This is a genomic window from Lactococcus sp. NH2-7C (assembly GCF_029953655.1).
Lineage (GTDB): Bacteria > Bacillota > Bacilli > Lactobacillales > Streptococcaceae > Lactococcus > Lactococcus lactis.
The window spans coordinates 1331940-1357846 of record NZ_CP124538.1 but is presented as its reverse complement, the minus strand read 5'-3'; the positions used below and the strand labels follow the sequence as shown (position 1 = coordinate 1357846).

Here is a 25907-nt window from a genome sequence, read left to right as displayed (position 1 = left end):
CCAGCAAGCTGGCAAGGTGAAAAGGCAGGAAGGACGCCATAGCTGGAAGCGACTGAAAAGGGAGCTTTCAGGTTGCAGATTAGAAAAGTATAGCTTTTCACCTTTTCGTCTGCGCGTTCACGCTTTCGCGTGTTGCCTTTTTGGCAGTTGCTTGAGCAGCTAGTCAAAACGGACAGCGTAGTAGAAGCAAGAATGCTTATATCAAAACTAATCTAAAATTTGCCTTTAAAAAATGATATAATGGATTATATTATTTTTGAGGAGCAACAAGATGAATAAAGAAGAAAAAATCGAAGGTTATGAGTTGCTTAATTTGCAACTAAAAGCGCTTCTTAGTGAACAAAATTATACACTTTCAAACTTAGCCAATGCAAGTAGTTTACTTTGGAGCTTTTTGCCTGAGCAAGTTTATACAGGTTTCTACCTCTACAACGGTGAAAAATTAATTTTAGGGCCATTTCAAGGGTCGGTGTCTTGCGTTGAAATTATAATGGGTAAAGGGGTTTGTGGGGAATCAGCTCAGAATCGCCAAACCATTATTGTTGAAAATGTAAAGAAACACAAAAATTATATTTCTTGTGACGGTCGAGCAATGTCTGAAATTGTTGTTCCAATGGTTAAAGATGGTAAATTAGTTGGTGTTCTTGACTTAGACAGTTCAGAAATTGGCTTTTATGATGAAATCGACCAAAAATATCTTGAAGAATTTGCTAACATTTTATGTGAAATGACTGATTTTAAATTTTTTGAAGTAGGTTAAATCAAAATTTTAAAGGGTATCGGAGAAAAAATGAGTAAAATAGTAAAAAAATTTATTGCTGACCGTTTTGGGGAAAAAGAAGGAACATCCGTAAATCCAGGTAATATTGGAGATGTTCGTGAATTTGCGCAAGAATTAGGAAGTTTTCTCTATCAATTACATCGGCTACCAACAACAGATGCAAAGTCACCTAGTTTTGAGAATGCTTTTGCTGGTTCTGATTTGATTTTCTTTGAAGCTGAGATGATAGAACTTTTGAAAGTCTATCAAAAAGTTGTTCCTGCTGACCTTTTGCAAGAAAAATTTGATTTTGCAGCAAAAACAAAATGGTCCAAGAAACCTGTTTGGGTTTTGGGAGAATTGCTTACGCAAAATTTAAAAGTTACTGACGGAAAGTTAGTTAATGTCAAAATTACTGACAAAGCTGTTATTGGTGATCCAGCTTTTGATTTAGCAATTGCTTGGACGATTTTTGATGAAAAAGCACGTAAAATATTTTTTGCGGCAACCGAAGCAGATGAGGCAACGATTAATCGAGCAAGAATGTTCGCCCTCAGACACGCCCTCAGAAATTATCAATCACAAGATATTGATGAATTGATTCAATCACGTGATGCTTCAACTGAAATTTTAAAAGACTTAAACTATAGTCTTGGGCAAGATTTCTATTGAAACAAGCAGATTTGAAAAGAATACTAAGTAAAAAATTGGAAGAGAAAAATGGCATATCAAGCATTATATAGAAAATATCGAAGTCAAAGATTTGATGAAATGGTGGGGCAAGAAGTTGTAGCAACAACATTAAAAAATGCGATTGTCAATCATCAAATTTCACATGCTTATCTTTTTTCTGGTCCAAGAGGGACAGGGAAAACCTCAGCAGCTAAAATTTTTGCTAAGGCAATAAATTGTCCTAATCAAGTGGATGGAGAGCCCTGCAATAATTGCTTTATTTGTGACTCAATCACTAAAGGAAGCTTAGATGATGTCATTGAACTTGATGCGGCATCAAATAATGGGGTTGACGAAATTCGAGAAATTCGAGATAAATCAACGTACGCAGCTAGTCAAGCCACTTATAAGGTTTATATTATTGATGAAGTGCATATGCTTTCAACAGGGGCTTTTAATGCACTTTTGAAAACACTTGAAGAACCTACAGAAAATGTTGTTTTCATCTTGGCTACTACTGAATTACAAAAAATTCCAGCAACCATTATCTCGCGTGTTCAACGTTTTGCTTTTAAATCAATCACAAGAGCAGACATTCGGACTTATTTAGCAAAAATAATGGCTGATGAAGGACTTGAATTTGATGGTAAAGCACTTGATGTTATTGCTAAAGCAGCTGAAGGTGGAATGCGTGATGCCCTCTCTTTATTAGACCAAGCCTTATCGTTTTCATCAGGAAAATTAGAAGAAAATGATGCGCTGCTTGTCACAGGGTCGATTGCTGCAGATGCTTTAGTAACATATGTTGCGGCACTTTTTGAGCATGATGAAGCAAAAGCATTGACGGAACTTGATAAGATTTTTGCTGAAGGAAAAAATATGCTTCGATTTACGGAAGATTTATTAGCATATCTTCGGGATTTACTCTTGGATAAAAATTCTCAGTATGACCGTGGTCAAATTTTTTCATGGATTGATATTGCAATTGAAAGTTTGAAAACGATAAAGGAAACGACTCAGACAAAAATTGCGGCAGATGTCATGACTATGCGTTTGACTGAAATTGGACAAAATAATTTACTGACAGCTTCGCAAGGAGAAATCCCTAGCCAACTGACAGCAGAAATTGCTACTTTAAAAACCGAAATTAATCAATTGAAAGCTCAAGTTTCAGCTGGTCAAATTCAGGTAAATTCTGATTCACAAAATAATTTACTGATAGAAAAAGTTAAAGCCAGTCCGAAACCAATAGCGTCTAAAAAACGCCAAATTAACAAAGATTTAATTTATAAAGCTTTGGCTGAGGCGACAAATGAAGCTAGAAAAGCTGCTCTAAGTGCGTGGCCAGAACTTGTTGCTTCGGTTACTAAACCGGCAGACCGAGCTTTACTTAATAATACAGCGCCCGTCGCTGCGTCAGAAAATTTCCTTGTGGTGACTTTTCCTCATGAGAATCTTGCTAAAAGGGTCAGTGAAAATGAAGAATTGCAACTCTTTTGTGGGAATCTCCTGAGTTCGATTGTTGGATTTTCGCCAGAAATTATTTCTCTTGCTGAACAAGATTGGCAAGAAATTCGAGCAGAATATGTTTCTAATTTGAAATCTGAAAATGTTAAAGATGGTGAAGAAGATGAAAAAGAACCAGATGAAACAGTAAGTTTAGCTAAAGAGCTCTTTGGTGAAAAAGTAGTTGAAATTAATGATTAAACTAATAAAAAAGCGCTCATTGAGCGACTTTTTTTAATCTTTATGACGACTTAAATCAACCTCTTTAAGGGGAATAAGTTTCGTTTTGTTTTTAAATTTATAACCCAAGTAAAGGATGAAGAAGAGTGGAATTGCGGCATACATGATGACACCTTGCACCCAAGTTTTACCAAAAAGAAGCATTGGGTCTTGGCCGAGTGTGACTAAAACGGTCATAATTAAGGCTAAGATTGGACCAAATGGGAATAGTTTTGCATGATAAGGTAATTTTTTAACATCTTTTCCTTGAGCGACATAGGCGCGGCGGAAGCGGAAGTGGCTAATGGCGATCCCAATCCAAGCAATAAATCCAGTTAAACCAGAGGCTGAGACAAGGAATGTAAAGAAGCTAACTCCGTAAATTGATGTCAAGAATGTGAGTAAAGCAACAGCAGTTGTAGCTAGTAAAGCAATGAAAGGAATCCCGTTTTTTGAAGTTTTTGAGAAAATCTTTGGTGCACCACCATCTTTAGCCAATGAATAGAGCATTCGAGTAGAAGCATACATTCCAGAATTTGCTGCTGAAACGACAGAAGTTAAAACAACGGCGTTCATGATAGAAGCTGCAATAGAGAGACCAACACGTTCAAATACAATTGTGAAAGGACTTTGGGCAGCTGAGTCTCCTCCAACCAAGTGGGGATCAGTAAATGGAATAATGGCTGCCATGACGAAGATAGATAAGATATAAAAGACGAGGATACGCCAGAAAATAGAGTTCATGGCTTTAGGAATTGATTTTTCAGGATTTTCAGCTTCACCAGCTGTAATTCCGAGCAATTCTGTTCCTTGAAAAGAGAAGCCAGCAACTAAGAGTACGCCGAGAATTCCTCCCCCAGTAGTGAAACTACCAAGTCCTCCGACAAAACCATGATTACCGACTGAAAGATTTTTAGCGACATCAATATGACCGCCCATAATTCCAAAAATAGATAAGAAACCAATAATCAAGAATAAAACAACGACAGTAATTTTAATGGCTGACAACCAATATTCAGTTTCGCCAAAAGTTTTAACTGATAAGGCATTGATTGCAAAGACAATAATTAATGCTGTCAGTGAAAAAATCCAACTTGGAACATCTGGTAACCAGAATTTGATACAAAGGGCAACGGCTGTTAAATCAACCGCTACGGTAATTGCCCAGTTTAACCAATAATTCCAACCTAGAGCAAAACCAAAAGCTGGATCAACATAACGCGTTCCATAGTCTGAAAAAGAACCAGATGTTGGTAGATAAGTGGCCATTTCACCGAGTGACGTCATGAGAAAGTAAACCATTGCTCCGATAAGAACATAGGCAGTCAATGCACCAAAGGGTCCCGCGGTATGAATGACATCCCCAGAGGTCAGAAACAATCCAGTTCCGATTGTTCCACCAAGGGCAATCATGGAAACATGACGTGATTTTAAGCCGCGTTTTACTTGCGTCTCGGTAGTTGAGTTTGAAGAATTTTCCAAAATTCTCTCCTAATAAAATTTATTCTACACCGACTTGTTAGACTCAGACTTATCCTTACTCCTGTTTAGTTTAGAAAAGTCTGAGAAAAACAAAAAAGCAATCCTACTAGATAGAATAGATTGCTAAAGGTCCGACAAAATTTTAAAAATTTTCTTGAACGAATAGCCCTCCGCATGGTTATTAACCATTTGCGACAGTCTAGTGAGTTTTCCCCACTAGCCCAAGAACTTTGCTGAGCAACAAAATTCTTTCGGCAACCTCTCCTCCTCTAAATACGCGTCTTTGTTGTGCTCCAACTCGGCGTAGATTCATATCAGTTGCGACCTCTATCGATGTGTTAGTTGTAATTCTAGCGCAATTTTTAGATGATGTCAAGGAAGAGAAAACAAGGATAGTTATGAATAATCACTTTTTTTGTAAGTTTATTCATTTGGCTTTTATGATATACTTATAAAGTAGGACTGTGGTATCAGTCGATGAAATGAGTTTTTTATTAAAAATTTATAGGAGCAAAATATGGATTTTATTCGTGCCATTATTTTAGGTATTATTGAAGGAATCACTGAGTGGTTACCTATTTCCTCAACAGGGCATTTGATTATCGCTGATGAATTTATTCGTCTTAATCAATCAGCAGCTTTTAAAGAAATGTTTGATGTTGTGATTCAGCTAGGAGCAATTTTGTCAGTTGTTGTTCTTTATTTCCATAAACTGAATCCATTTAATAAGTTAAATCCAGCTGACAAACAAAAAACACCACGTGAGATTCAATTAACTTGGCGTTTATGGTTGAAAGTTTTGATTGCAGCTTTACCAGCAGCGATTATTGGTTTACCGCTTAATGACTGGTTGGACAAACATTTTTACCATTTTGTTCCTGTTGCCTTCATGTTAATTATTTATGGGGTAGCATTTATTGTCATTGAGCGTCGGTGGGTACCAAACCATGAATTTTCCGTTATGAACATTGACCGTTTACCTTATCGCGCCGCTCTTTATATTGGATTATTCCAAGTGCTTTCTTTACTTCCAGGGACATCGCGTTCAGGTGCGACAATTGTCGGTGCTTTATTAATTGGTGTAAGTCGTGAAGTTGCCGCAGAATTTACCTTTTTCTTGGGTATTCCAGTTATGTTTGGGGCTAGTTTCATCAAAATACTTCACTTTTTCAAAAATGGGAATTCTTTAAGTTTTGAACAATTAGGGGTCTTGTTAGTGGCTTGTATAGTTGCCTTTGGGGTATCAATGGTTGCCATCAAGTTCTTGACCGATTACGTGAAAAAACACGATTTTACTTTCTTTGGGAAATATCGAATTGTGTTAGGGATTATCCTTCTTATTTATGCAATGTTTAAAGCCTTTCTAGGTTGAGAATGAGTTCAGTTATGCCAACTTTCTTCAGTTGGTATTTTTATTTTAAAATAGTTCTCTTTGCTGAGGAAAAGTTTAAATGTATTCTTGCTAAAAATCGAAAAAAGTGATAGAATATAACTCTGTGGGAAAAACTCACAACTTGCGCAGGACTCAACCTGCGTCATTAGTCCAAAAGGAGGAAAAATCAATGACTAAATACGAAATTCTTTATATTATTCGCCCAAACATTGATGAAGAAGCAAAAACTGCCCTCGTTGAACGTTTCGATACTATCTTGACTGAAAACGGAGCTGAAAATCTTGAGTCTAAAGACTGGGAAAAACGCAAACTTGCTTACGAAATCAATGATTTCCGCGAAGGTATCTACCACATCGCAACTTTTGAAGCTGAAACAACTTCAGAAGCTTTGAGCGAATTTGACCGTCTTGCTAAGATCAATCTTGACATTCTTCGTCATATGATCGTTAAAGTTGAAGCTTAAGAGCTTTTATTTCTAAGGAGAAGTTCATCATGATTAACAATGTTGTATTAGTAGGACGCATTACTCGCGATCCTGAACTTCGTTACACCCCTCAAAATCAAGCTGTCGCAACATTTTCATTGGCTGTAAACCGTCAATTTAAAAATGCGAATGGCGAACGTGAGGCTGATTTCATTAACTGCGTTATTTGGCGCCAACAAGCTGAGAATTTGGCGAATTGGGCTAAAAAAGGAGCTTTGATTGGGGTAACTGGTCGAATTCAAACACGTAACTATGAAAATCAACAAGGTCAACGCGTTTATGTGACTGAGGTTGTGGCTGACAGTTTCCAAATGTTGGAAAGTAGATCTGCTCGTGAAGGTATGGGAGGCGGAACTTCTGCTGGTTCATATTCTGCACCTAGCCAATCTACAAATAATACTCCACGGCCACAAACGAATAACAATAATGCAACACCGAATTTCGGTCGTGATGCTGATCCGTTTGGTAGCTCACCGATGGAAATTTCGGATGATGACCTTCCATTCTAATAGGGTGAAATAATTGACGCTAAAGCGCCTAATTATTTCACGGAAACCGCTATGGCGGATTTCCTAACCCTCTTACTAGTTATTATGAAAAGCAGAATCGGCTTTTCATAATAACGTCGTAATCCTAAGAAAACTTTAAACAGACATCTAAAAATAATATAAGGAGAAATAAAATGGCACAACAACGTCGTGGCGGCTTCAAACGCCGTAAAAAAGTTGACTTCATCGCTGCAAACAAAATCGAAGTCGTTGACTACAAAGACACTGAACTTTTGAAACGTTTCATCTCAGAACGTGGTAAAATCTTGCCACGTCGCGTGACTGGTACATCTGCTAAAAACCAACGTAAAGTGGTTAACGCAATCAAACGCGCGCGCGTAATGGCTTTGCTTCCATTCGTAGCTGAAGATCAAAACTAATAATGAAAGGCTGCTTCGGTAGTCTTTTTTTGTATAAAAATTTGACAAATAGAGTTGATATTTACTGACAGAATGCTCGGTTCCGTCCGAATTTACTGACCAGAAATTTGTCAGAAAAATAGAATAGATTGATAACTTCATCAAGTATTTTTGATTAATACTATGTTTTTGTCAGTGAATTTATGATAAAATGGACAAATGATTGAATTGATAATAGGAGCAGTGCTCTTAAGTTTGTTAATTTATGGAATTTTTATAGAGCCTCATTTGATGAAAGTGAGACATGTAAAAATCGCTCAAAAACAAAATTTAAAAATTGCTCATTTTACCGATACCCACTTTGCTTGGCACACGACTAGTCGTCGTTTTAAAAAATTTGCTCGAAATATTACTAATGAAAAGCCAGATTTAATTATTTTTTCTGGAGATTTGTTTGATAAGGTTGCTTGGGCAAAAAATCGAGATTGGACTGATTTACTGACAATTTTGTCAGAACTTAAAGCTCCTCTTGGAAAATTTGCGATACTTGGTAATCATGATTTTGATGATGAAAAATCGTCAAGGTTTGTTGAAGAGTTTTTAGAAAAAGCTGGTTTTGTTCTGTTGAAAAATTCATCAGTTGTCAAAGATAATTTATCTATTTCTGGGGTTGATGACTGGCGTGAGGGACGGCCTGATTTTGAACTTGAGCCTATTGATGCAACATTTTCGCTTTTAGCCCTTCACGAACCGGATACTATTTTAGATATGGAGACAATTAAGGAATTTGATTTAATTCTTTCTGGTCATAGTCATGGAGGGCAAATTCGGATAGGGAATTGGCGTTTACGTAATAAGGGGTCAAGTAGTGCTGATGCTGGTTTGTATCAGCTCAATGACCGAACAAAATTGTATGTTAATCGTGGAATTGGTTTGACTTTCTTACCTATTCGTTTTGGGGTGCCTCCAGAAATTGTCTATTACTACATCTAAAAAAATCTGTCAGTAATTTTGACAGATTTTTTTGCATTTTTGTTTTAAAATTTACTGACAGATTTGTTAAAATTTCTGTCATTACATTTCTCGAGCAGTCATGATTGTTTCGCGTCCCATATTATCAACGGCTCGGTAGTGTAGAGGCCATTCAGGATTAAAAGGGTAGTCAAAATCAACGAGGATGGTTGTTGGACTATTGTCTTGAGAAAAACGAATAGAAAGTAAATTATCCGAATTAACCAAGTCGAAATTGATAATTGTTTCTAGTGGAAAAACCCCCTTGAGGTGATGGTCGATAATAAACCAAAAGGCATCAATGACTTCTCCGGGAATTGACGCAACAGTATCAAAACTTGCGTAGCGTCGTCTAGTGTTAGAAAATGCCATAAAATCACATCCTTTCTGTAAAATAAATGGATAAATTCTAGGAAATACGGGAATCTCGAATGACTTTTCGGATTTCAGATAAGGTTCCTTCAGAAATATTTTTCATTTTCATTCCGTACATCATAAACAAGGCATCAAGCAAACTAATTTGAGAAACAGTGGAAGCAACAGCTTCAGGTCGAAATGAAATTTCTTCAGAAATTGAAATTAGCGCGACATCGGCCGCTTTGGCTAAAGGTGAACTCGCAAAAGAAGTCAATGCAATAATTGGAACCCCGCGACTCTTCAAAATTTCAACCAAGTGCATTGTATCTCTGTTTTTTCCTGTATGTGAAATAACAAAAGCACAATCGTCGCTCGTTAATTTTGCAGCCTGCATTTGTTGGAAATGAAAATCCTGATGATAAACGCAGTGCAAAGGCATTCTCAAAAATTTATGAAAAGCAATCAATGCGACAGCGTTTGAACCACCCAAACCAAAAAAACCGCAAGTGCTGGCATTAAGCAAAATTTCCATGGTTTGGTCAAGTTGTCTGTTGGTGATAAGATTTAATGTAGAATTTAATGATGAAATATTGCCGTTGAAGTTTTTTGTCAGTATTTCTTTGTAATCGTCAGTTGGTGAAAGTTCGCTAAAAAATTCATCGTTTCGTGTCGAGTCAGTGGCGTGAATGGCGAGTTTTAATTCTTGGAAGGAATTAAAGCCGATTTTTTTAGAAAATCTGGAAATTGTAGCCGTAGAGACATGAGTTTTTTGAGCAAATTCCTGAATTGAAAGTCTCGCTGCACTATCAATATTCGCAATTAAATAGTCAGAAATTGCCTGATCTGATTTACTGAGGTTATCATAATAACTTCGGATTCGGCTGATTAAAGTACGCGACATATCAAGCCTCCTTCTAATTGACTACATTATATCATAGCCAGTAACACGAAACAATATTTCGTGTACTGGCTATTATCTTATTATGACCGAACGATGCGTAGGATAGCTGTTGTCAGTTTACTGACTTATAGATATGCTAGTTGTTACATCTAGAGTGAGTAATAAGGTATCTAGGGAGATTGCCATGGCTTCAAGCGACTGAGGGGGAGCTTTCAGGTTGGGGATTATAAAAGCATGGCTTTTCACTTTTCCGTGCTGAGTCTTCACGCTTGCGACCCGACTAGGCGCTTTAACGCCTTAGTGAGAGTGGCCAGCGTAGCTATCGTGTTGACTTTTTTTGCAGTTGCTTCAGCAACTAGTCAAAACGGCCAGCGAAGCATAAGCAGCGAGACTTATAGCATAAATAAGATTCGGCTATTTCTCAAAAATTCAAAATCCCTTGATTGAAATTGTTTTGACAAATCAGAAAATATTTTACAAAAAATATTGTTGACAAATGAAAAAAAATTACTTATACTAAAGTTATAAAATGAAAGCGATGCCACGGAGGAAAAAATGATGAAATTTGGTATGATTGGTTTAGGGAAAATGGGAATGAATCTTGTGAAAAATGCCGTTGACCATGAGATTGAAGTTGTTGCTTACGATCTTAATGCAAAAGCAGTAGAGGAAGCTAAGAATTACTCAGACAAAATTACCGCTGTCAGCACGATTGAAAATTTACTGACAGAATTGCCGGCAACAAAAATTGTTTGGTTGATGCTCCCAGCAGGAACTCCTACAAATTCAACGATTGAAATGCTCTCTGAAAAGTTGTCAGCTGGAGATATTCTGATAGACGGTGGAAATTCTAATTACAAAGATAATTTAGAACAAAATAAATTACTGACAGAAAAAGGAATTAAATTTTTTGATGTCGGAACCTCTGGTGGAATGGCTGGAGCTCGTCAAGGTGGAAATTTTATGATTGGTGGAGATGATGAAAAATCTTGGGCAATGATAGAACCAATTTTCAAAGCAATCTCAATGGAAAATGGCTATCTTTATACAGGAAAACTTGGCAGTGGTCATTACTTGAAAATGATTCATAACGGAATAGAATATGGGATGATGCAAGCCATTGCTGAAGGATTTGAAATTTTGGAGCAGTCACCCTTTGATTATGATTATGAAGCCGTTGCGAAATTATGGAACCATGGTTCAGTTATTCGAAGTTGGTTGATGGAGTTGGCCCAAGAACAATTTTCAAAAGATCCTAAACTAGACCAAATTATCGGCCGTGTTCAATCTTCAGGTGAAGGGAAATGGACCGTTGAAGAAAGCTTGCACTTAGGCGTTCCTGCTCCAGTCATTGCCTTGTCACTAATGATGCGTCAACGCTCATTACAAGAAGATACCATGACCGGAAAAGTGGTTGCCGCTTTGCGGAATGGTTTTGGAGGACATGACGTAGAGCAAAAATAAATTGCTGACATAGACTCTGTCAGCAAAAAAACTACTGATGATGAAAGAATTTTAAAGTCTATCAGTAAATATATAGAAGAAAAGGAGCCTAAATGCAATATTTAATAGGTGTCGATTTAGGTACCACAGCAACTAAGGCAGTGCTTTTTGAGAAAAATGGAAAAATAGTTGCAAGTAGTAGCCAAGCCTATCCCCTCTATCGTGATGCAAGTGGTATGGCGGAAGAATCTCTTGAAGAAATTTTTGAAGCAGTGTTAGTGACAATCAGAGAAGTTTCAATTAATTTGGAAGATGAAGATGAACTTTTAGCAGTTTCATTTAGTACGCAAATGCACTCGCTAATTGCTTTTGATGAAAATTGGCAGCCACTTACAAGATTAATCACATGGGCTGATACAAGAGCAGTAAAATACACCGAACAAATTAAAGCCTCTAAAAATGGTTTTGATATTTATCGAAGAACCGGAACGCCTCTTCATCCAATGGCTCCTTTATCTAAATTCATCTGGTTAGAAGCTGAACATCCAGACATTTATCAAAAAGCAGCCCACTATTTGGAACTTAAAGGATACATTTTCCAACGACTTTTTGGAACAAATAAAATAGATCTATCAACCGCAACAGGTACGGGTATCTTCAATATATTTGAACTTCATTGGGATAAAGAAGCGCTAGAGATGACTGGAATCAAAGAAAGTCAATTGCCCAAAGTGGTTGAACCCTATGAGATAGAAGAAAACCTTCCTCACGAATATGCCAAGAAAATGGGAATTCAAAGCAGCACCAAATTTATTTGGGGGGCAGCCGATGGTCCATTATCAAATTTGGGAGTAAATGCGATTAAACCGGGCGTTGCAGCCATAACAATTGGGACATCGGGTGCGATTCGAGTAGTTACTGACAAACCTAAAACAGATGAAAAAGGACGCACATTTACCTATGCATTAGACAAAGAGCATTGGGTAGTCGGTGGTCCCGTAAACTCTGGTGGAGATGTTTTCCGTTGGGCTCGTGACCAAATTTTTGATGGAAAAATTTCTTTTGATGAAGTCACGGAACTTGCAGCAAACATTTCCCCAGGGGCTGATGGATTGCTTTTCCACCCTTATCTTGGAGGAGAACGAGCACCAATTTGGGATGCTAATGCCAGAGGTTCGTTTTTTGGCCTAAACTACGGACATAATCGCAGTCATATGGCCAGATCTGTTCTTGAAGGAGTTATCTTCAATATTTATATGGTTGCGCTTAGCCTTGTTGAAGTAGTAGGCGACCTAAATATGATTCAAGCGACAGGAGGATTTACAAGCTCTGAACTATGGACACAAATCCTAGCAGATATTTTTGAACAACCGATCAATGTTCCAGAGAGCCGAGAAGCCGGCTGTTTAGCCGCCATTATCATGGCTGAAAAAGCCCTCGGCTTAATTGAAGATATCAGTGAAATCGAAACGATGGTAGGAACAAACGAAACCTACCAACCCAACCCAAAAAATTTCGAAATTTACCGAGAAATAAGTCCAATATTCATCCGACTTTCTCGCTCTCTCTTGGCAGAGTATGAAAATATCGCCAATTTCCAAAGAAAATTTGAAGAAGAAAATTAAAATTCTTTAAAAGCTCAATACTCCAATATATTAAAAATAAGTATTGAGCTAATTTTTAAAAGCGAATTGTAAGCGCAAGCAATTGTTGCTTGCACAGTATATTCAATATTTTTTGAAAGGAAAAAATATATGATTGATTTACTTGTACTTTTAATTGGAGTCTTAATCCTCCTACTAATGATTATCAAATTTAAAATTAACACTTTTGTGTCCTTGATTGTCGTAGCAGTTTTAGTTGGGTTAGGACTTGGAATGCCACTGGGTCAAATCCCTGTTTCCATTCAAAACGGAATTGGCGGATCACTCGGAGAGTTAGCAATTGTCTTTGGTTTTGGAGCAATGCTTGGAAGACTAATTGCTGATGCTGGTGGAGCCTATCGTATCTCAAAAACGCTTATTAACAGTTTTGGTAAAAAAAGAATTCAATGGGCAATTATGGTTGCCAGCTTTATTATTGGGATTGCCCTCTTCTTTGAAGTTGGGATGGTTCTCTTGATTCCGATTGTCTTTGCCGTCGCCTTGGAAGCTAGCATTCCCCTGATTTACCTCGGAATTCCAATGGCAGCAGGACTTTCAGTAACTCACGGATTCTTACCTCCTCATCCAGCACCAATTGCAATCGCCGGTGTACTAGGTGCAAATCCTGGAACAGTTCTCCTTTACGGAATTATTGCAGCAATTCCAACAGTCATTATCGCAGGTCCAGTTTTCACAAAAATTGCTAAAAAATGGGTTCCGGAAGCCTTTGTTGTAAAAAATAAACTATCCGCCTTTGGTGAAATCAAAGAATGGAAATTAGAAGAAACTCCAGGATTTGGAATTTCTATCTTGACAGCATTAATGCCAGTAATCTTAATGGCAATCAGCACCATTTATTCTATCGCGACTAATGATGGGAAACCCTTTGCCGCAGTAACAACAAGTGCAATGAAAGCAGGAAAGGTAGTAACGACCACTACTTACCCATCAAGTTTTGTTGAAAATGTGATGATGTTTATTGGTAATCCCGTATCGGCAATGATTATTTCACTACTCTTTGCCTTAGTTACTATGGGTTGGATGCAACGTAAGAAAAATTCAGAAATTGCAGTATCAATTGCAGATTCAGTTAAGTCAATTGCGATGCTATTGTTAGTTATCGGTGGTGGAGCAGCCCTTAAACAAATTCTTATTGACGGAGGAATTTCAGTCCAAATCGCCAATATGTTTAAAGACTCACCACTTTCGCCATTGTTACTTGCTTGGATTATTACCGTCATTCTACGTGTAGCATTAGGTTCTGCAACCGTGGCGGCTTTAACAGCAGCAGGTTTAGTTCAACCGATGCTTGCTTCAGCTTCTCCAAATACAGCCGCACTAATGGTTTTGGCAATAGGGGCAGGTTCAATTGCCGCATCTCATGTTAACGATGCAGGATTCTGGATGTTTAAAGAATACTTTGATTTAGATGTCAAACAAACATTAAAAACTTGGACAGTACTAGAAACGATTATCGCAGTTGTAGGTTTAGGAATGGTTATGTTGATGAGTATTTGGATTCATTAAAAAAATAAGTCGCAATTGACTTATTTTTTTAAATATTAGAAAGTGAGTGTTGGTGTGAATTAAAGCGAATACAAGAAGTAAGAAAAGCGAACGTAGAATAAAAAAAACCGTAAAAGGGACAGTTAATTGTTGACAAGTCGGAGTAGGTTTGATAGAATATAATAGTTGTCGCGAGAGACGTGAGTCGAAGAGCGACAAGCTAGACCATTGAAAACTGAATAAAGAAGAATGACTCATGTGATGTCTAAGGACATCAAAAATCTGTCAATCAATAATGAAAGACAAGCCAGTCACTACGGTGACTTAAATACTTTATTTGAGAGTTTGATCCTGGCTCAGGACGAACGCTGGCGGCGTGCCTAATACATGCAAGTTGAGCGCTGAAGGAAGGTACTTGTACCGACTGGATGAGCAGCGAACGGGTGAGTAACGCGTGGGGAATCTGCCTTTGAGCGGGGGACAACATTTGGAAACGAATGCTAATACCGCATAAAAACTTTAAACACAAGTTTTAAGTTTGAAAGATGCAATTGCATCACTCAGAGATGATCCCGCGTTGTATTAGCTAGTTGGTGAGGTAAAGGCTCACCAAGGCGATGATACATAGCCGACCTGAGAGGGTGATCGGCCACATTGGGACTGAGACACGGCCCAAACTCCTACGGGAGGCAGCAGTAGGGAATCTTCGGCAATGGACGAAAGTCTGACCGAGCAACGCCGCGTGAGTGAAGAAGGTTTTCGGATCGTAAAACTCTGTTGGTAGAGAAGAACGTTGGTGAGAGTGGAAAGCTCATCAAGTGACGGTAACTACCCAGAAAGGGACGGCTAACTACGTGCCAGCAGCCGCGGTAATACGTAGGTCCCGAGCGTTGTCCGGATTTATTGGGCGTAAAGCGAGCGCAGGTGGTTTATTAAGTCTGGTGTAAAAGGCAGTGGCTCAACCATTGTATGCATTGGAAACTGGTAGACTTGAGTGCAGGAGAGGAGAGTGGAATTCCATGTGTAGCGGTGAAATGCGTAGATATATGGAGGAACACCGGTGGCGAAAGCGGCTCTCTGGCCTGTAACTGACACTGAGGCTCGAAAGCGTGGGGAGCAAACAGGATTAGATACCCTGGTAGTCCACGCCGTAAACGATGAGTGCTAGATGTAGGGAGCTATAAGTTCTCTGTATCGCAGCTAACGCAATAAGCACTCCGCCTGGGGAGTACGACCGCAAGGTTGAAACTCAAAGGAATTGACGGGGGCCCGCACAAGCGGTGGAGCATGTGGTTTAATTCGAAGCAACGCGAAGAACCTTACCAGATCTTGACATACTCGTGCTATTCCTAGAGATAGGAAGTTCCTTCGGGACACGGGATACAGGTGGTGCATGGTTGTCGTCAGCTCGTGTCGTGAGATGTTGGGTTAAGTCCCGCAACGAGCGCAACCCCTATTGTTAGTTGCCATCATTAAGTTGGGCACTCTAACGAGACTGCCGGTGATAAACCGGAGGAAGGTGGGGATGACGTCAAATCATCATGCCCCTTATGACCTGGGCTACACACGTGCTACAATGGATGGTACAACGAGTCGCGAGACAGTGATGTTTAGCTAATCTCTTAAAACCATTCTCAGTTCGGATTGTAGGCTGCAACTCGCCTACATGAAGTCGGAATCGCTAGTAATCGCGGATCAGCACGCCGCGGTGAATACGTTCCCGGGCCTTGTACACACCGCCCGTCACACCACGGGAGTTGGGAGTACCCGAAGTAGGTTGCCTAACCGCAAGGAGGGCGCTTCCTAAGGTAAGACCGATGACTGGGGTGAAGTCGTAACAAGGTAGCCGTATCGGAAGGTGCGGCTGGATCACCTCCTTTCTAAGGAATATATACAAAGACGTGAGCATTCAACTTTATTCAGTTTTGAGGGGTTTAGTCATAAACCTAAGCAAGAATCAACTTCTTGATTGTGGGGCCTTAGCTCAGCTGGGAGAGCGCCTGCTTTGCACGCAGGAGGTCAGCGGTTCGATCCCGCTAGGCTCCATTGTCAGACAAGACGTTAAAATCACTTGAACATTGAAAACTAAATAACAATATCTAATAACGATAAATAAACCAAAAGCTGTGAATTTTAAAGAATTTACAAACTTATACTTGAAAAACGATGATTTTAAATCATCATGGCAAAGTTAATAAGGGCGCACGGTGGATGCCTTGGCACTAAGAGCCGAAGAAGGACGTGACTAACGACGATATTCTAGGGGGAGCAGTAAGTACGCATTGATCCCTAGGTCTCCGAATGGGGAAACCCAGCTGCTACTAGCAGTTATTCATGAGTGAATACATAGCTCATGTAAAGGTAACGCAGAGAACTGAAACATCTAAGTACCTGCAGGAAGAGAAAGTAAAAACGATTTCGTAAGTAGCGGCGAGCGAACGCGAAGAAGGGCAAACCAAGAAGCTTGCTTCTTGGGGTTGTAGGACTGCAACGTGGACTTAAGCATTATAGTCGAATAACCTGGGAAGGTTAATCAAAGAGGGTAATAATCCCGTAGACGAAATAGCGCTTATACCTAGCAGTATCCTGAGTAGGGCTGGACACGCGAAATCCAGTTTGAATCCGGGAGGACCATCTCCCAACCCTAAATACTCCTTAGTGACCGATAGTGAACCAGTACCGTGAGGGAAAGGTGAAAAGAACCCCGAGAGGGGAGTGAAATAGCACCTGAAACCGTGTGCCTACAAGAAGTTCGAGCCCGTTAATGGGTGAGAGCGTGCCTTTTGTAGAATGAACCGGCGAGTTACGTTATGATGCGAGGTTAAGTTGAAGAGACGGAGCCGTAGGGAAACCGAGTCTGAATAGGGCGACTTAGTATCATGATGTAGACCCGAAACCTAGTGACCTATCCATGAGCAGGGTGAAGGTGTGGTAAGACGCACTGGAGGCCCGAACCAGGACACGTTGAAAAGTGTTTGGATGACTTGTGGATAGCGGAGAAATTCCAAACGAACTGGGAGATAGCTGGTTCTCTCCGAAATAGCTTTAGGGCTAGCGTCGAAATGTAAGTGTATTGGAGGTAGAGCACTGTTTGGGTGAGGGGTCCGTCTAGGATTACCAATCTCAGATAAACTCCGAATGCTAATACACATGTTCGGCAGTCAGACTGCGAGTGCTAAGATCCGTAGTCGAAAGGGAAACAGCCCAGACCAACAGCTAAGGTCCCAAAATATATGTTAAGTGGAAAAGGATGTGGGGTTGCACAGACAACTAGGATGTTAGCTCAGAAGCAGCTATCATTCAAAGAGTGCGTAATAGCTCACTAGTCGAGTGACCCTGCGCCGAAAATGTACCGGGGCTAAACATATTACCGAAGCTTTGGATTGATATTTTATCAATGGTAGGAGAGCGTTCTTAACCGCGAAGAAGGTATACCGTGAGGAGTGCTGGAGCGTTAAGAAGTGAGAATGCCGGTATGAGTAGCGCAAGATAAGTGAGAATCTTATCCACCGTAAGACTAAGGTTTCCAGGGGAAGGCTCGTCCGCCCTGGGTTAGTCGGGACCTAAGGCGAGGCCGAAAGGCGTAGTCGATGGACAACTGGTTGATATTCCAGTACTAGATATGATCGTGATGGAGGGACGCAGTAGGCTAAGAGATGCCAGTTAATGGATTCTGGTCTAAGCAGTGAGGTGTGAGATGTGTCAAATGCATTTCTCTCTAACATTGAGCTGTGATGGGGAAGCAACTACGGTTGCGAACTCTCTGATGTCACACTGCCAAGAAAAGCTTCTAGCGTAAAGTCATATCTACCCGTACCGCAAACCGACACAGGTAGTCGAGGCGAGTAGCCTCAGGTGATCGAGAGAACTCTCGTTAAGGAACTCGGCAAAATAGCCCCGTAACTTCGGGAGAAGGGGTGCTGGTGTAAAAGCCAGCCGCAGTGAATAGGCCCAAGCAACTGTTTATCAAAAACACAGCTCTCTGCTAAACCGCAAGGTGATGTATAGGGGGTGACGCCTGCCCGGTGCTGGAAGGTTAAGAGGAGTGCTTAGACGTAAGTCGAAGGTATGAATTGAAGCCCCAGTAAACGGCGGCCGTAACTATAACGGTCCTAAGGTAGCGAAATTCCTTGTCGGGTAAGTTCCGACCCGCACGAAAGGCGTAATGATTTGGGCACTGTCTCAACGAGAGACTCGGTGAAATTTTAGTACCTGTGAAGATGCAGGTTACCCGCGACAGGACGGAAAGACCCCATGGAGCTTTACTGTAGTTTGATATTGAGTACCTGTAAGTCATGTACAGGATAGGTAGGAGCCATTGAAATAGGGACGCTAGTTTCTATTGAGGCGTTGTTGGGATACTACCCTTGACTTATGGTTACTCTAACCCGCTGGCATAATCGGCCAGGGAGACAGTGTCTGACGGACAGTTTGACTGGGGCGGTCGCCTCCTAAAGAGTAACGGAGGCGCTCAAAGGTTGGCTCAGATTGGTTGGAAATCAATCGTAGAGTGTAAAGGTAAAAGCCAGCTTGACTGCGAGAGCTACAACTCGAGCAGGTAGGAAACTAGGACTTAGTGATCCGGTGGTACCGCATGGAAGGGCCATCGCTCAACGGATAAAAGCTACCCTGGGGATAACAGGCTTATCTCCCCCAAGAGTTCACATCGACGGGGAGGTTTGGCACCTCGATGTCGGCTCGTCGCATCCTGGGGCTGTAGTCGGTCCCAAGGGTTGGGCTGTTCGCCCATTAAAGCGGCACGCGAGCTGGGTTCAGAACGTCGTGAGACAGTTCGGTCCCTATCCGTCGCGGGCGTAGGTAATTTGAGAGGATCTGTCCTTAGTACGAGAGGACCGGGATGGACTTACCGCTGGTGTACCAGTTGTTCCGCCAGGAGCACGGCTGGATAGCTATGTAGGGAAGGGATAAGCGCTGAAAGCATCTAAGTGCGAAGCCCACCTCAAGATGAGATTACCCATTCGTAAGAATTAAGAGCCCAGAGAGATGATCTGGTAGATAGGCTGGAAGTGGAAGAGTTGCGAGACTTGGAGCGGACCAGTACTAATCGCTCGAGGACTTTACCAAAAGAGTCAAATATAAAAAGCTTAAGGTTTAGAAGTTAGAAGAATTGTTATTTAGTTTTGAATGTTCAAGGTAACATTTAATGATTTGGTCATCATTGCGATGGAGATACACCTGTTCCCATGTCGAACACAGAAGTTAAGTCCATCTACGGCGGAAGTACTTGGGGGTTGCCCCCTGGGAGATAGGCAAGTGGCCAAGTGAAACAGAAGGAGCTAGGGCTCCTTTTTTTATTCTGCTAACAATAGTCAAGATAAAAGTGTTAGGAAATAGATAAAAAAGCCCAAAAGGGCTTTTTTATTTATTCTGGAAATGTATAGTCGTGTAATGCACTATTAATAGCGGCATATGAAAAACCTTTTCTTGCAAGAGCCTGTGTTATTTTTTGTTTACGTTCATATCCTTCATAGTTTTTACTGTATCGTTTAGCAATTTTTTCTAATTCATTATGGAGTAATTCGTCTTCATTTTGCTCGTCTACTTTTAATTCAAGAGATTCTAAAGCGATAGAAGAGATGGAATATGAAAAACCTTTGTTCATTAGGTTTTGGATTATTTTATCGTTCAGTTGTTTTAAAGTTAATCTGTGTCCATGAGTTCTACTTAGTTTTTCAGCAAGTTTGTATGCGATATCTATTTGTTTTTCTTCATTATAAATATTAGAAAGTGCTTCACTAATAGTACTAGCATCAATTCCCTTTGCCATTAATTTTTGTTTGATTTGATAGGGACCTGTACTTGCCATTGAAATTTTTCCTTCAATATAGTTTTCAGCATAGTCCCTATCATTGATTAGATTATTTTCAGATAGGACATTTATGACTTCGTCAATCTGTTCGCTATCTTCAATCTCGTGTTCTCTAAGATATCTTCTTACTTCCGAACTGGTTCTCATTTTAAAGGATATATAATAGAGGGCTAATGCTTTACCTCGGGCAAACTGGTCATAGGCTCTTATATCTTCTAAATCTGATTGCTCAATTTCTTTGTCAATATTGAGGAAGAAATGCACGATTGTATCCTCAGAAATATATATTTTTTCATCTTCTCCATCAAAACCTGATAAGTCTACAAGGTAAAGATGCTTTAATTTTTTTATTGCTACGATTTTTCCCATATCTATATTATATACGAAATTAATTAAAATTTGTCACTGATAACACTTGTAGTAAAATCATTACATGAAATACAAATGTAGCTTATAAACCTGTTTGTAAAATATGATTATTTCTTTATGATTACAGATGAAACCCCTTCCGTAGCGTGATTTTGATGGTTTATCCAAACTTTTAAAAAGTATAAATTTAGATGATGTAATAAAAATAAGACAAAATACCCCCTTTTTCCTTTTTTTGTAGTAAAATTATAACAAACTATCTACAAATATGACGGAGATGAAGAAATGAAGAAAAAATCGAGTGCTTTCTTAACTATGGGAACTTTAACACTTCTCGCAAGTGGCGGAATTGTTTTAACAAACCTTCCTGACTCTTTTAAAATACAAAGGGTTTATGCTGCTACTTCTAGAGAGGTTACAGTTCTTCCTAAAGATTTTTTAACCTATTTTCAGAGAAATGGTTCTGCTGCTGGATTTGATTATGATTTAACTACCTATACTCAAACTTTGACGCCCAATAAAGCAAGTCAAGCAGGAAATGTAACTTTGAAGACTAAAGTTGATATGTCACAAAACTTTACTTTCACTGGAAAAATTAATTTAGGAGATAAAGCACAGAATGCTGGTGGAGCAGATGGTGTAGGTTTTCTTTTCCACCCTGGTGATACAAATGTCGTAGGAGCGCCTGGTGGAGCTGCAGGTATTGGTGGTGTTAATGGAGCTTTTGGTTTCAAGCTTGATACTTACTATAATGGTGTTGGTGAGAACAGTTTTACACCTGACCCTTCAAACTTTAAAGGAAAACCATTTGGAGCTTTTGTTGATGGTTTGAATGGACAAGCTAAAACAATAGCTTCTAGTGCTCAGAGTATTTCTGAACCGTCAAATAATAATTTTGTAGACTTTACGATGAGCTATGACGGTGCAACTAGAGTGATGTCAGTTACTTATGGTGGGAAAACATGGACAGAAGATGTTTCTTCCTTTATTGGAACAAATCAAGCAATGTCTTTCTCAATTGCAGCTTCAACTGGAGCACTTATGAATTTGCAACAATTGCGCAATGTTAATTTCACTTATACGGTAGCTCAAGGTACTGTTATTGCAAATTATGTGGATGAACAAGGAAAGACGATTGCTCCGTCAGAAACAACAAGTGGAGATATTGATACTCCATATGCGACAAGTCAAAAGACTATTCCAGGTTATACGTTTAAGGTTTCAAATGGAGCAGCAACTACAGGGAATTATGCTGCCAATGACCAAATCGTGAATTATGTTTATACTCGGAATCAAGGAACTATCGATGTCACTTATATTGATCAAACAACGGGACAGACTTTAAGTAAAAAAGATTTATCTGGTGGAACAGGAGATCCTTCTAATTACACAACAACTGACACCATTAAATCTTATACAGATGCGGGTTACGAATTGGTTTCAGATAATTATCCAAGTGGTGGCACAGTCTTTGCGGATACACCTCAACATTATGTTGTTAATTTGAAACAAAAATTAGTTGTTAGTTCTGAGCAAAAACAAGTAAATGAAACAATCCACTATGTTTATGAAGATGGAAGTAAGGCAGCAGATGATTATAAAGCTCCACCATTGAACTTTACGAGAAGTGTGACAACCAATCAAGTAACTGGCGAAAAGACTTATGGCGATTGGCAAGCACAAAATGGTGATAGTTTTGCTAAAGTCATTTCACCAGTTATAAAAGGAGAAACACCTGACCAAACTCAGATTGATGAAGTGACAGGAATCACAGCTAATTCAGCAGATATTGAGAAGAAGGTTGTTTATAAACGTAACCAAGGAACGATTGATGTGACTTACATTGATGAATCAACTGGTCAGGTTCTGACTAAAAAAGATTTATCTGGTGGAACGGATGATCCGTCAAATTATACAACTGCTGATGATATCAAGGCATATACAGATAAAGGCTATGAATTAGTTTCTGATGATTACCCAAGTGGTGGGACGGTCTTTACGGATGACCCACAACACTATGTAGTAAAATTAAAACACGGCTTAACAGAATCAACTGATAAAAAAGCTGTCAATCAAGTGATTCATTATGTTTATGAAGGTGGAGGTGAAGCAGCTACTGACCACAATGCTACGGTTGACTTTAGTCGGACAATTACTACTGATAAAGTAACGAATGACAAAACTTATGGTAACTGGACGGCTGATAATGGTGATAGTTTTGCGTCAGTAACATCTCCGGTGATTGATGGCTATACGGCTGATCAACTTAAAGTTTCTGAAATGACAGGAATTACTTCTGATACAAAAGATATTTCGGTGACAGTAACTTATACTCGAAATCAAGGAACCATTGATATTACTTATATTGATGAAACGACTGGAAAAGTGTTGACTACGAAAGATTTATCTGGTGGAACGGGTGATTCTTCTAACTACACTACTGATGCAGATATCAAAACTTATACAGACATGGGCTACGAGTTAGTTTCAAATGATTATCCAAAAGATGGAACTAAATTTACTGATGACCCTCAACACTATGTTGTGAGATTAAAACATGGAATAACAGAAGTAACTGAGAATAAATCGGTCAATCAAGTGATTCATTATGTTTACCAAGATAATGGAAGTAAAGCAGCTGATGACCATAATGCTACAGTTGATTTTAGTCGGACAATCACTACTGACAAAGTAACGGGTGAGAAAACTTATAGTGACTGGACAGCTGACAATGGTGATAGTTTTGCGTCAGTGACGTCTCCGGTGATTGATGGCTATACGGCTGATCAACTTAAAGTTTCTGAAATGACAGGAATTACTTCTGATACAAAAGATATTTCGGTGACGGTAACTTATAGTCGAAATCAAGGAACCATTGATATTACTTATATTGATGAAACGACTGGAAAAGTGTTGACTACGAAAGATTTGTCTGGTGGAACGGGTGATTCTTCTAACTACACTACTGATGCAGATATCAAAACTTATACAGACATGGGCTACGAGTTAGTTTCAAATGATTATCCAAAAGATGGAACTAAATTTGCTGATGACCCTCAACATTATGTTGTGAGATTAAAACATGGCACAGTAGTTGAGACTGAAAATAAATCAGTTAATGAAGTCATTCATTATGTTTATGATAATGGGGATAAGGCTGCTGACAACTATAAGGCAACAATTGTCTTTAGTCGGACAATCACTACTGACAAAGTGACGGGTGAGAAAACTTATAGTGACTGGACAGCTGACAATGGTGGAAAATTTGCTGCAGTTCTTTCACCAGTCATTAAAGATTACATCGCAAGTCAACTCAAGATTGATGAAATGACAGGAATTACGGTAGATACAGCGGACATTGAAAGAACTGTCGTTTATCATAAGGTGCCTGCGGGAATTATCGTTCCTCCAGTTCGCCCAGATAAACCAAGTCAACCGTCTTCTGACAATCAATCAAAAACACCTACACCTACGGCTAAGGCTGTTAAAGATAGTAAACCAGCAGATGTTCTCCCAAGTACTGGTGATAGTCAAAAATCACAAATTGTTTTGACTCTGCTAGGAATCATGGCAGTGATTGTTTCGCCACTTGCTCTTTTACTTAGACGTAAAAAACAATAATTAAAGAAAAAATAAAAGGTCTGACAGTGTCAGGCTTTTTATTTGGAGAGTAATATTCATAGATGAAAAAATAAGTTCAAATCTTTTAGGATTCAAGTAGAAAAAGACTACAAAAAGAAATTGTGAAATGTTATAATAGTGTATCACACAATCCTTTATTAGTGATTTTTTATAACGGATTGAAAATGGTCATTTAATTGACGAACTAGAGGGAAAAAAATTAAAGAATGATAAATTTAAAAATAGGACAGAAACTTCAACTCGAAATCGAGCGAATGGGGATAAATGGGGAGGGAATTGGCGTCATTTCAGGACGACTTGTTTTTATTCCTTATGCGCTTCCAGGGGAAGAAGTTTTAGTTGAAATTACTGAAAATGCTAGAAATTTTAGTCGTGCAAAATTGGTTAAGATTATTGAAAAATCTCCAAACCGCGTGAAACCACAGGATAGAGCTTATCATGAAATGAGTCAATCTCACATCATGCATCTTTCTTATCCAATGCAATTAGAATTTAAGCGTGATGTTATGCGTCAGGCCTTAGAAAAATATAAACCAGCAGGTTGGCGTAATTATGAATTACGTGCAACTTTGGGAATGGAAAATACACTTGGTTATCGTAACAAATTGCAGTTTCAAGTGCGTCGTTTGAATGACGGAACAGTGATTGCGGGACTTTATCAAGAAGGAACGCATCATTTGGTTAACCTAGATAACTGTTTGGTTCAAGATCCGAAAACCCAAGAAATTATCAATCACATTTGCCGTTTGATTGAAAAATTTGATTTACCTGTATATGATGAACGTAAAATCGGCGGAATTCGTACGGTCATGGTTCGTCGTTCACAAAAAACAGGCGAAGTACAAATTATTTTTGTGACTTCAACACCAATTATTTTGGACGGTCAAGTTTGGCCAGAATTACGTGAAGAACCTTCAAAACGTCAAAAAAATTCTTTTGTTAAATTTGATAAAATGTTGTCAGCACTGACAGAAGAATTTGAAGAAATTGTGACGGTTGCGGTCAATTTCCACCCAAGAAAAACCAGTGAAATTTATGGCGAACGCACACAAATTTTGTTCAATGAAAAAGAAACAATTACCGAAGGCGTTTTGGATTATGAATTTGAATTAAGTCCTCGTGCTTTCTATCAATTGAACTCTGAGCAAGCCAATGTACTTTATGGTGAAGCAGTTAAGGCTTTGAATCCTAAAAAAGATGACCGTGTCATTGATGCTTACTGTGGTGTAGGTACGATTGGTTTTGCGGTGGCTAAAAAAGTAAAATCGGTTCATGGAATGGATATTACACCAGAATCAATTTTTGATGCGCGTGAAAATGCCAAACGATTGGGTCTTAAAAATTGCCACTATGAAATTGGTAAAGCGGAGCGAATTATTCCAAACTGGAACAAATCTGGTCATAGAGCAACTGCAATGATTGTTGACCCACCACGTACAGGGCTTGATGATGCATTGCTTGAAACAATTACTAAATTCCCACCAGAAAAAATGGTTTATGTCAGCTGTAACGTTTCAACTTTGGCAAAAGATTTAGTCGTTTTGGCCAATTATTATAAAGTAGAATACATCCAATCTGTGGATATGTTCCCACATACAGCAAGAACTGAAGCAGTTGTTAAATTGACAAAACGTGATGAACCTTTGAAAATTGTTAAATTTGAACATTTGGAAGAAGAACGTAAAGCTGAAGCTTTTGCTAAAGGTAAAAAACGTGGACGTCGTCCGCAAAAATATGGTAAATATTGAGAAATTTTGCTGACAGAATTTTTATCAGTAACTT

Annotated in this window: 17 protein-coding genes, 1 tRNA gene, 3 rRNA genes and 1 riboswitch; of the genes, 17 read left to right on the top strand and 4 right to left on the bottom strand. The window is 39.2% G+C overall.

Annotated features, from left to right (window positions below):
• The first annotated feature begins 271 nt into the window (after window positions 1–271).
• From QJV49_RS06790 to dnaX, 3 genes are read left to right on the top strand one after another with little or no spacing between them, the layout of a single operon-like run.
• Entirely contained in the window at window positions 272–760 is a 489-nt protein-coding gene (locus tag QJV49_RS06790; protein WP_003131959.1) for a GAF domain-containing protein, read from the top strand.
• A 30-nt stretch (window positions 761–790) separates the two neighbouring features.
• The gene (locus tag QJV49_RS06785) at window positions 791–1432 is read left to right on the top strand and encodes a phosphotransferase (RefSeq protein WP_225513073.1); all 642 of its coding nucleotides are present in this window, start codon (window positions 791–793) and stop codon (window positions 1430–1432) included.
• 48 nt (window positions 1433–1480) lie between these two features.
• The gene (dnaX, locus tag QJV49_RS06780; RefSeq protein ID WP_225513074.1) at window positions 1481–3139 is read left to right on the top strand and encodes a DNA polymerase III subunit gamma/tau; all 1659 of its coding nucleotides are present in this window, start codon (window positions 1481–1483) and stop codon (window positions 3137–3139) included.
• A 33-nt stretch (window positions 3140–3172) separates the two neighbouring features.
• On the opposite strand, the gene QJV49_RS06775 is transcribed toward dnaX, so the two are convergent.
• Window positions 3173–4639 carry an amino acid permease gene (locus tag QJV49_RS06775; RefSeq protein WP_225513076.1) on the bottom strand — a complete coding sequence of 489 codons (1467 nt, stop codon included), beginning with the start codon at window positions 4637–4639 and terminating at the stop codon, window positions 3173–3175.
• 155 nt (window positions 4640–4794) lie between these two features.
• Window positions 4795–4977, bottom strand: a riboswitch (Lysine riboswitch).
• A gap of 179 nt (window positions 4978–5156) precedes the next feature.
• On the opposite strand from QJV49_RS06775, the gene QJV49_RS06770 reads away from it, so the two are divergent.
• From QJV49_RS06770 to QJV49_RS06750, 5 genes are all read left to right on the top strand, one after another.
• Entirely contained in the window at window positions 5157–6011 is an 855-nt protein-coding gene (locus QJV49_RS06770) for an undecaprenyl-diphosphate phosphatase (RefSeq protein WP_241893070.1), read from the top strand.
• Window positions 6012–6201: 190 nt separating this feature from the next.
• Window positions 6202–6495 (top strand): 30S ribosomal protein S6, encoded by a 294-nt coding sequence (rpsF, locus tag QJV49_RS06765; protein ID WP_225513129.1) that lies wholly within the window; start codon window positions 6202–6204, stop codon window positions 6493–6495.
• 29 nt (window positions 6496–6524) lie between these two features.
• Complete coding sequence (locus tag QJV49_RS06760; RefSeq protein ID WP_003131953.1) at window positions 6525–7025, top strand: single-stranded DNA-binding protein; 501 nt, start codon at window positions 6525–6527, stop codon at window positions 7023–7025.
• Between the two features lie 173 nt (window positions 7026–7198).
• Window positions 7199–7444 carry a 30S ribosomal protein S18 gene (gene rpsR, locus QJV49_RS06755; protein ID WP_003131952.1) on the top strand — a complete coding sequence of 82 codons (246 nt, stop codon included), beginning with the start codon at window positions 7199–7201 and terminating at the stop codon, window positions 7442–7444.
• 198 nt (window positions 7445–7642) lie between these two features.
• Entirely contained in the window at window positions 7643–8416 is a 774-nt protein-coding gene (locus tag QJV49_RS06750) for a metallophosphoesterase (protein ID WP_225513130.1), read from the top strand.
• An 81-nt stretch (window positions 8417–8497) separates the two neighbouring features.
• On the opposite strand, the gene QJV49_RS06745 is transcribed toward QJV49_RS06750, so the two are convergent.
• Together QJV49_RS06745 and QJV49_RS06740 are read right to left on the bottom strand one after the other, a co-directional pair.
• Window positions 8498–8806 carry a DUF960 domain-containing protein gene (locus QJV49_RS06745; protein ID WP_015427205.1) on the bottom strand — a complete coding sequence of 103 codons (309 nt, stop codon included), beginning with the start codon at window positions 8804–8806 and terminating at the stop codon, window positions 8498–8500.
• 37 nt (window positions 8807–8843) lie between these two features.
• On the bottom strand, window positions 8844–9692 hold the full coding sequence (locus QJV49_RS06740) for a MurR/RpiR family transcriptional regulator (protein ID WP_225513131.1): 849 nt from the start codon (window positions 9690–9692) through the stop codon (window positions 8844–8846).
• Between the two features lie 558 nt (window positions 9693–10250).
• Between QJV49_RS06740 and gnd the strand changes: the two genes are divergently transcribed.
• From gnd to rrf, 7 genes are all read left to right on the top strand, one after another.
• Window positions 10251–11156 (top strand): phosphogluconate dehydrogenase (NAD(+)-dependent, decarboxylating), encoded by a 906-nt coding sequence (gene gnd, locus QJV49_RS06735; RefSeq protein ID WP_225513134.1) that lies wholly within the window; start codon window positions 10251–10253, stop codon window positions 11154–11156.
• Window positions 11157–11248: 92 nt separating this feature from the next.
• Window positions 11249–12760: a gluconokinase gene (gene gntK, locus QJV49_RS06730; protein WP_225513133.1), complete on the top strand. Its 1512-nt coding sequence runs from the start codon at window positions 11249–11251 to the stop codon at window positions 12758–12760.
• Window positions 12761–12889: 129 nt separating this feature from the next.
• Window positions 12890–14305 (top strand): gluconate:H+ symporter, encoded by a 1416-nt coding sequence (locus QJV49_RS06725; protein ID WP_255597882.1) that lies wholly within the window; start codon window positions 12890–12892, stop codon window positions 14303–14305.
• Between the two features lie 312 nt (window positions 14306–14617).
• Window positions 14618–16164 (top strand): 16S ribosomal RNA (locus QJV49_RS06720).
• A gap of 93 nt (window positions 16165–16257) precedes the next feature.
• Window positions 16258–16330, top strand: a tRNA-Ala gene (locus tag QJV49_RS06715).
• A gap of 138 nt (window positions 16331–16468) precedes the next feature.
• Window positions 16469–19369, top strand: a 23S ribosomal RNA gene (locus QJV49_RS06710).
• Between the two features lie 83 nt (window positions 19370–19452).
• Window positions 19453–19568, top strand: a 5S ribosomal RNA gene (gene rrf / locus QJV49_RS06705).
• The 16S, 23S and 5S rRNA genes sit together here with 1 tRNA gene alongside, the layout of an rRNA operon.
• A gap of 99 nt (window positions 19569–19667) precedes the next feature.
• Here the strand turns inward: rrf and recX are convergent.
• Complete coding sequence (gene recX, locus QJV49_RS06700) at window positions 19668–20483, bottom strand: recombination regulator RecX (RefSeq protein WP_225512978.1); 816 nt, start codon at window positions 20481–20483, stop codon at window positions 19668–19670.
• 285 nt (window positions 20484–20768) lie between these two features.
• On the opposite strand from recX, the gene QJV49_RS06695 reads away from it, so the two are divergent.
• A complete protein-coding gene (locus tag QJV49_RS06695) occupies window positions 20769–24104 on the top strand; it encodes a mucin-binding protein (protein WP_225512977.1) in 3336 nt (1111 codons plus the stop codon).
• A gap of 227 nt (window positions 24105–24331) precedes the next feature.
• On the top strand, window positions 24332–25873 hold the full coding sequence (gene rlmD, locus QJV49_RS06690) for a 23S rRNA (uracil(1939)-C(5))-methyltransferase RlmD (RefSeq protein ID WP_003132635.1): 1542 nt from the start codon (window positions 24332–24334) through the stop codon (window positions 25871–25873).
• Window positions 25874–25907 lie beyond the last annotated feature (34 nt).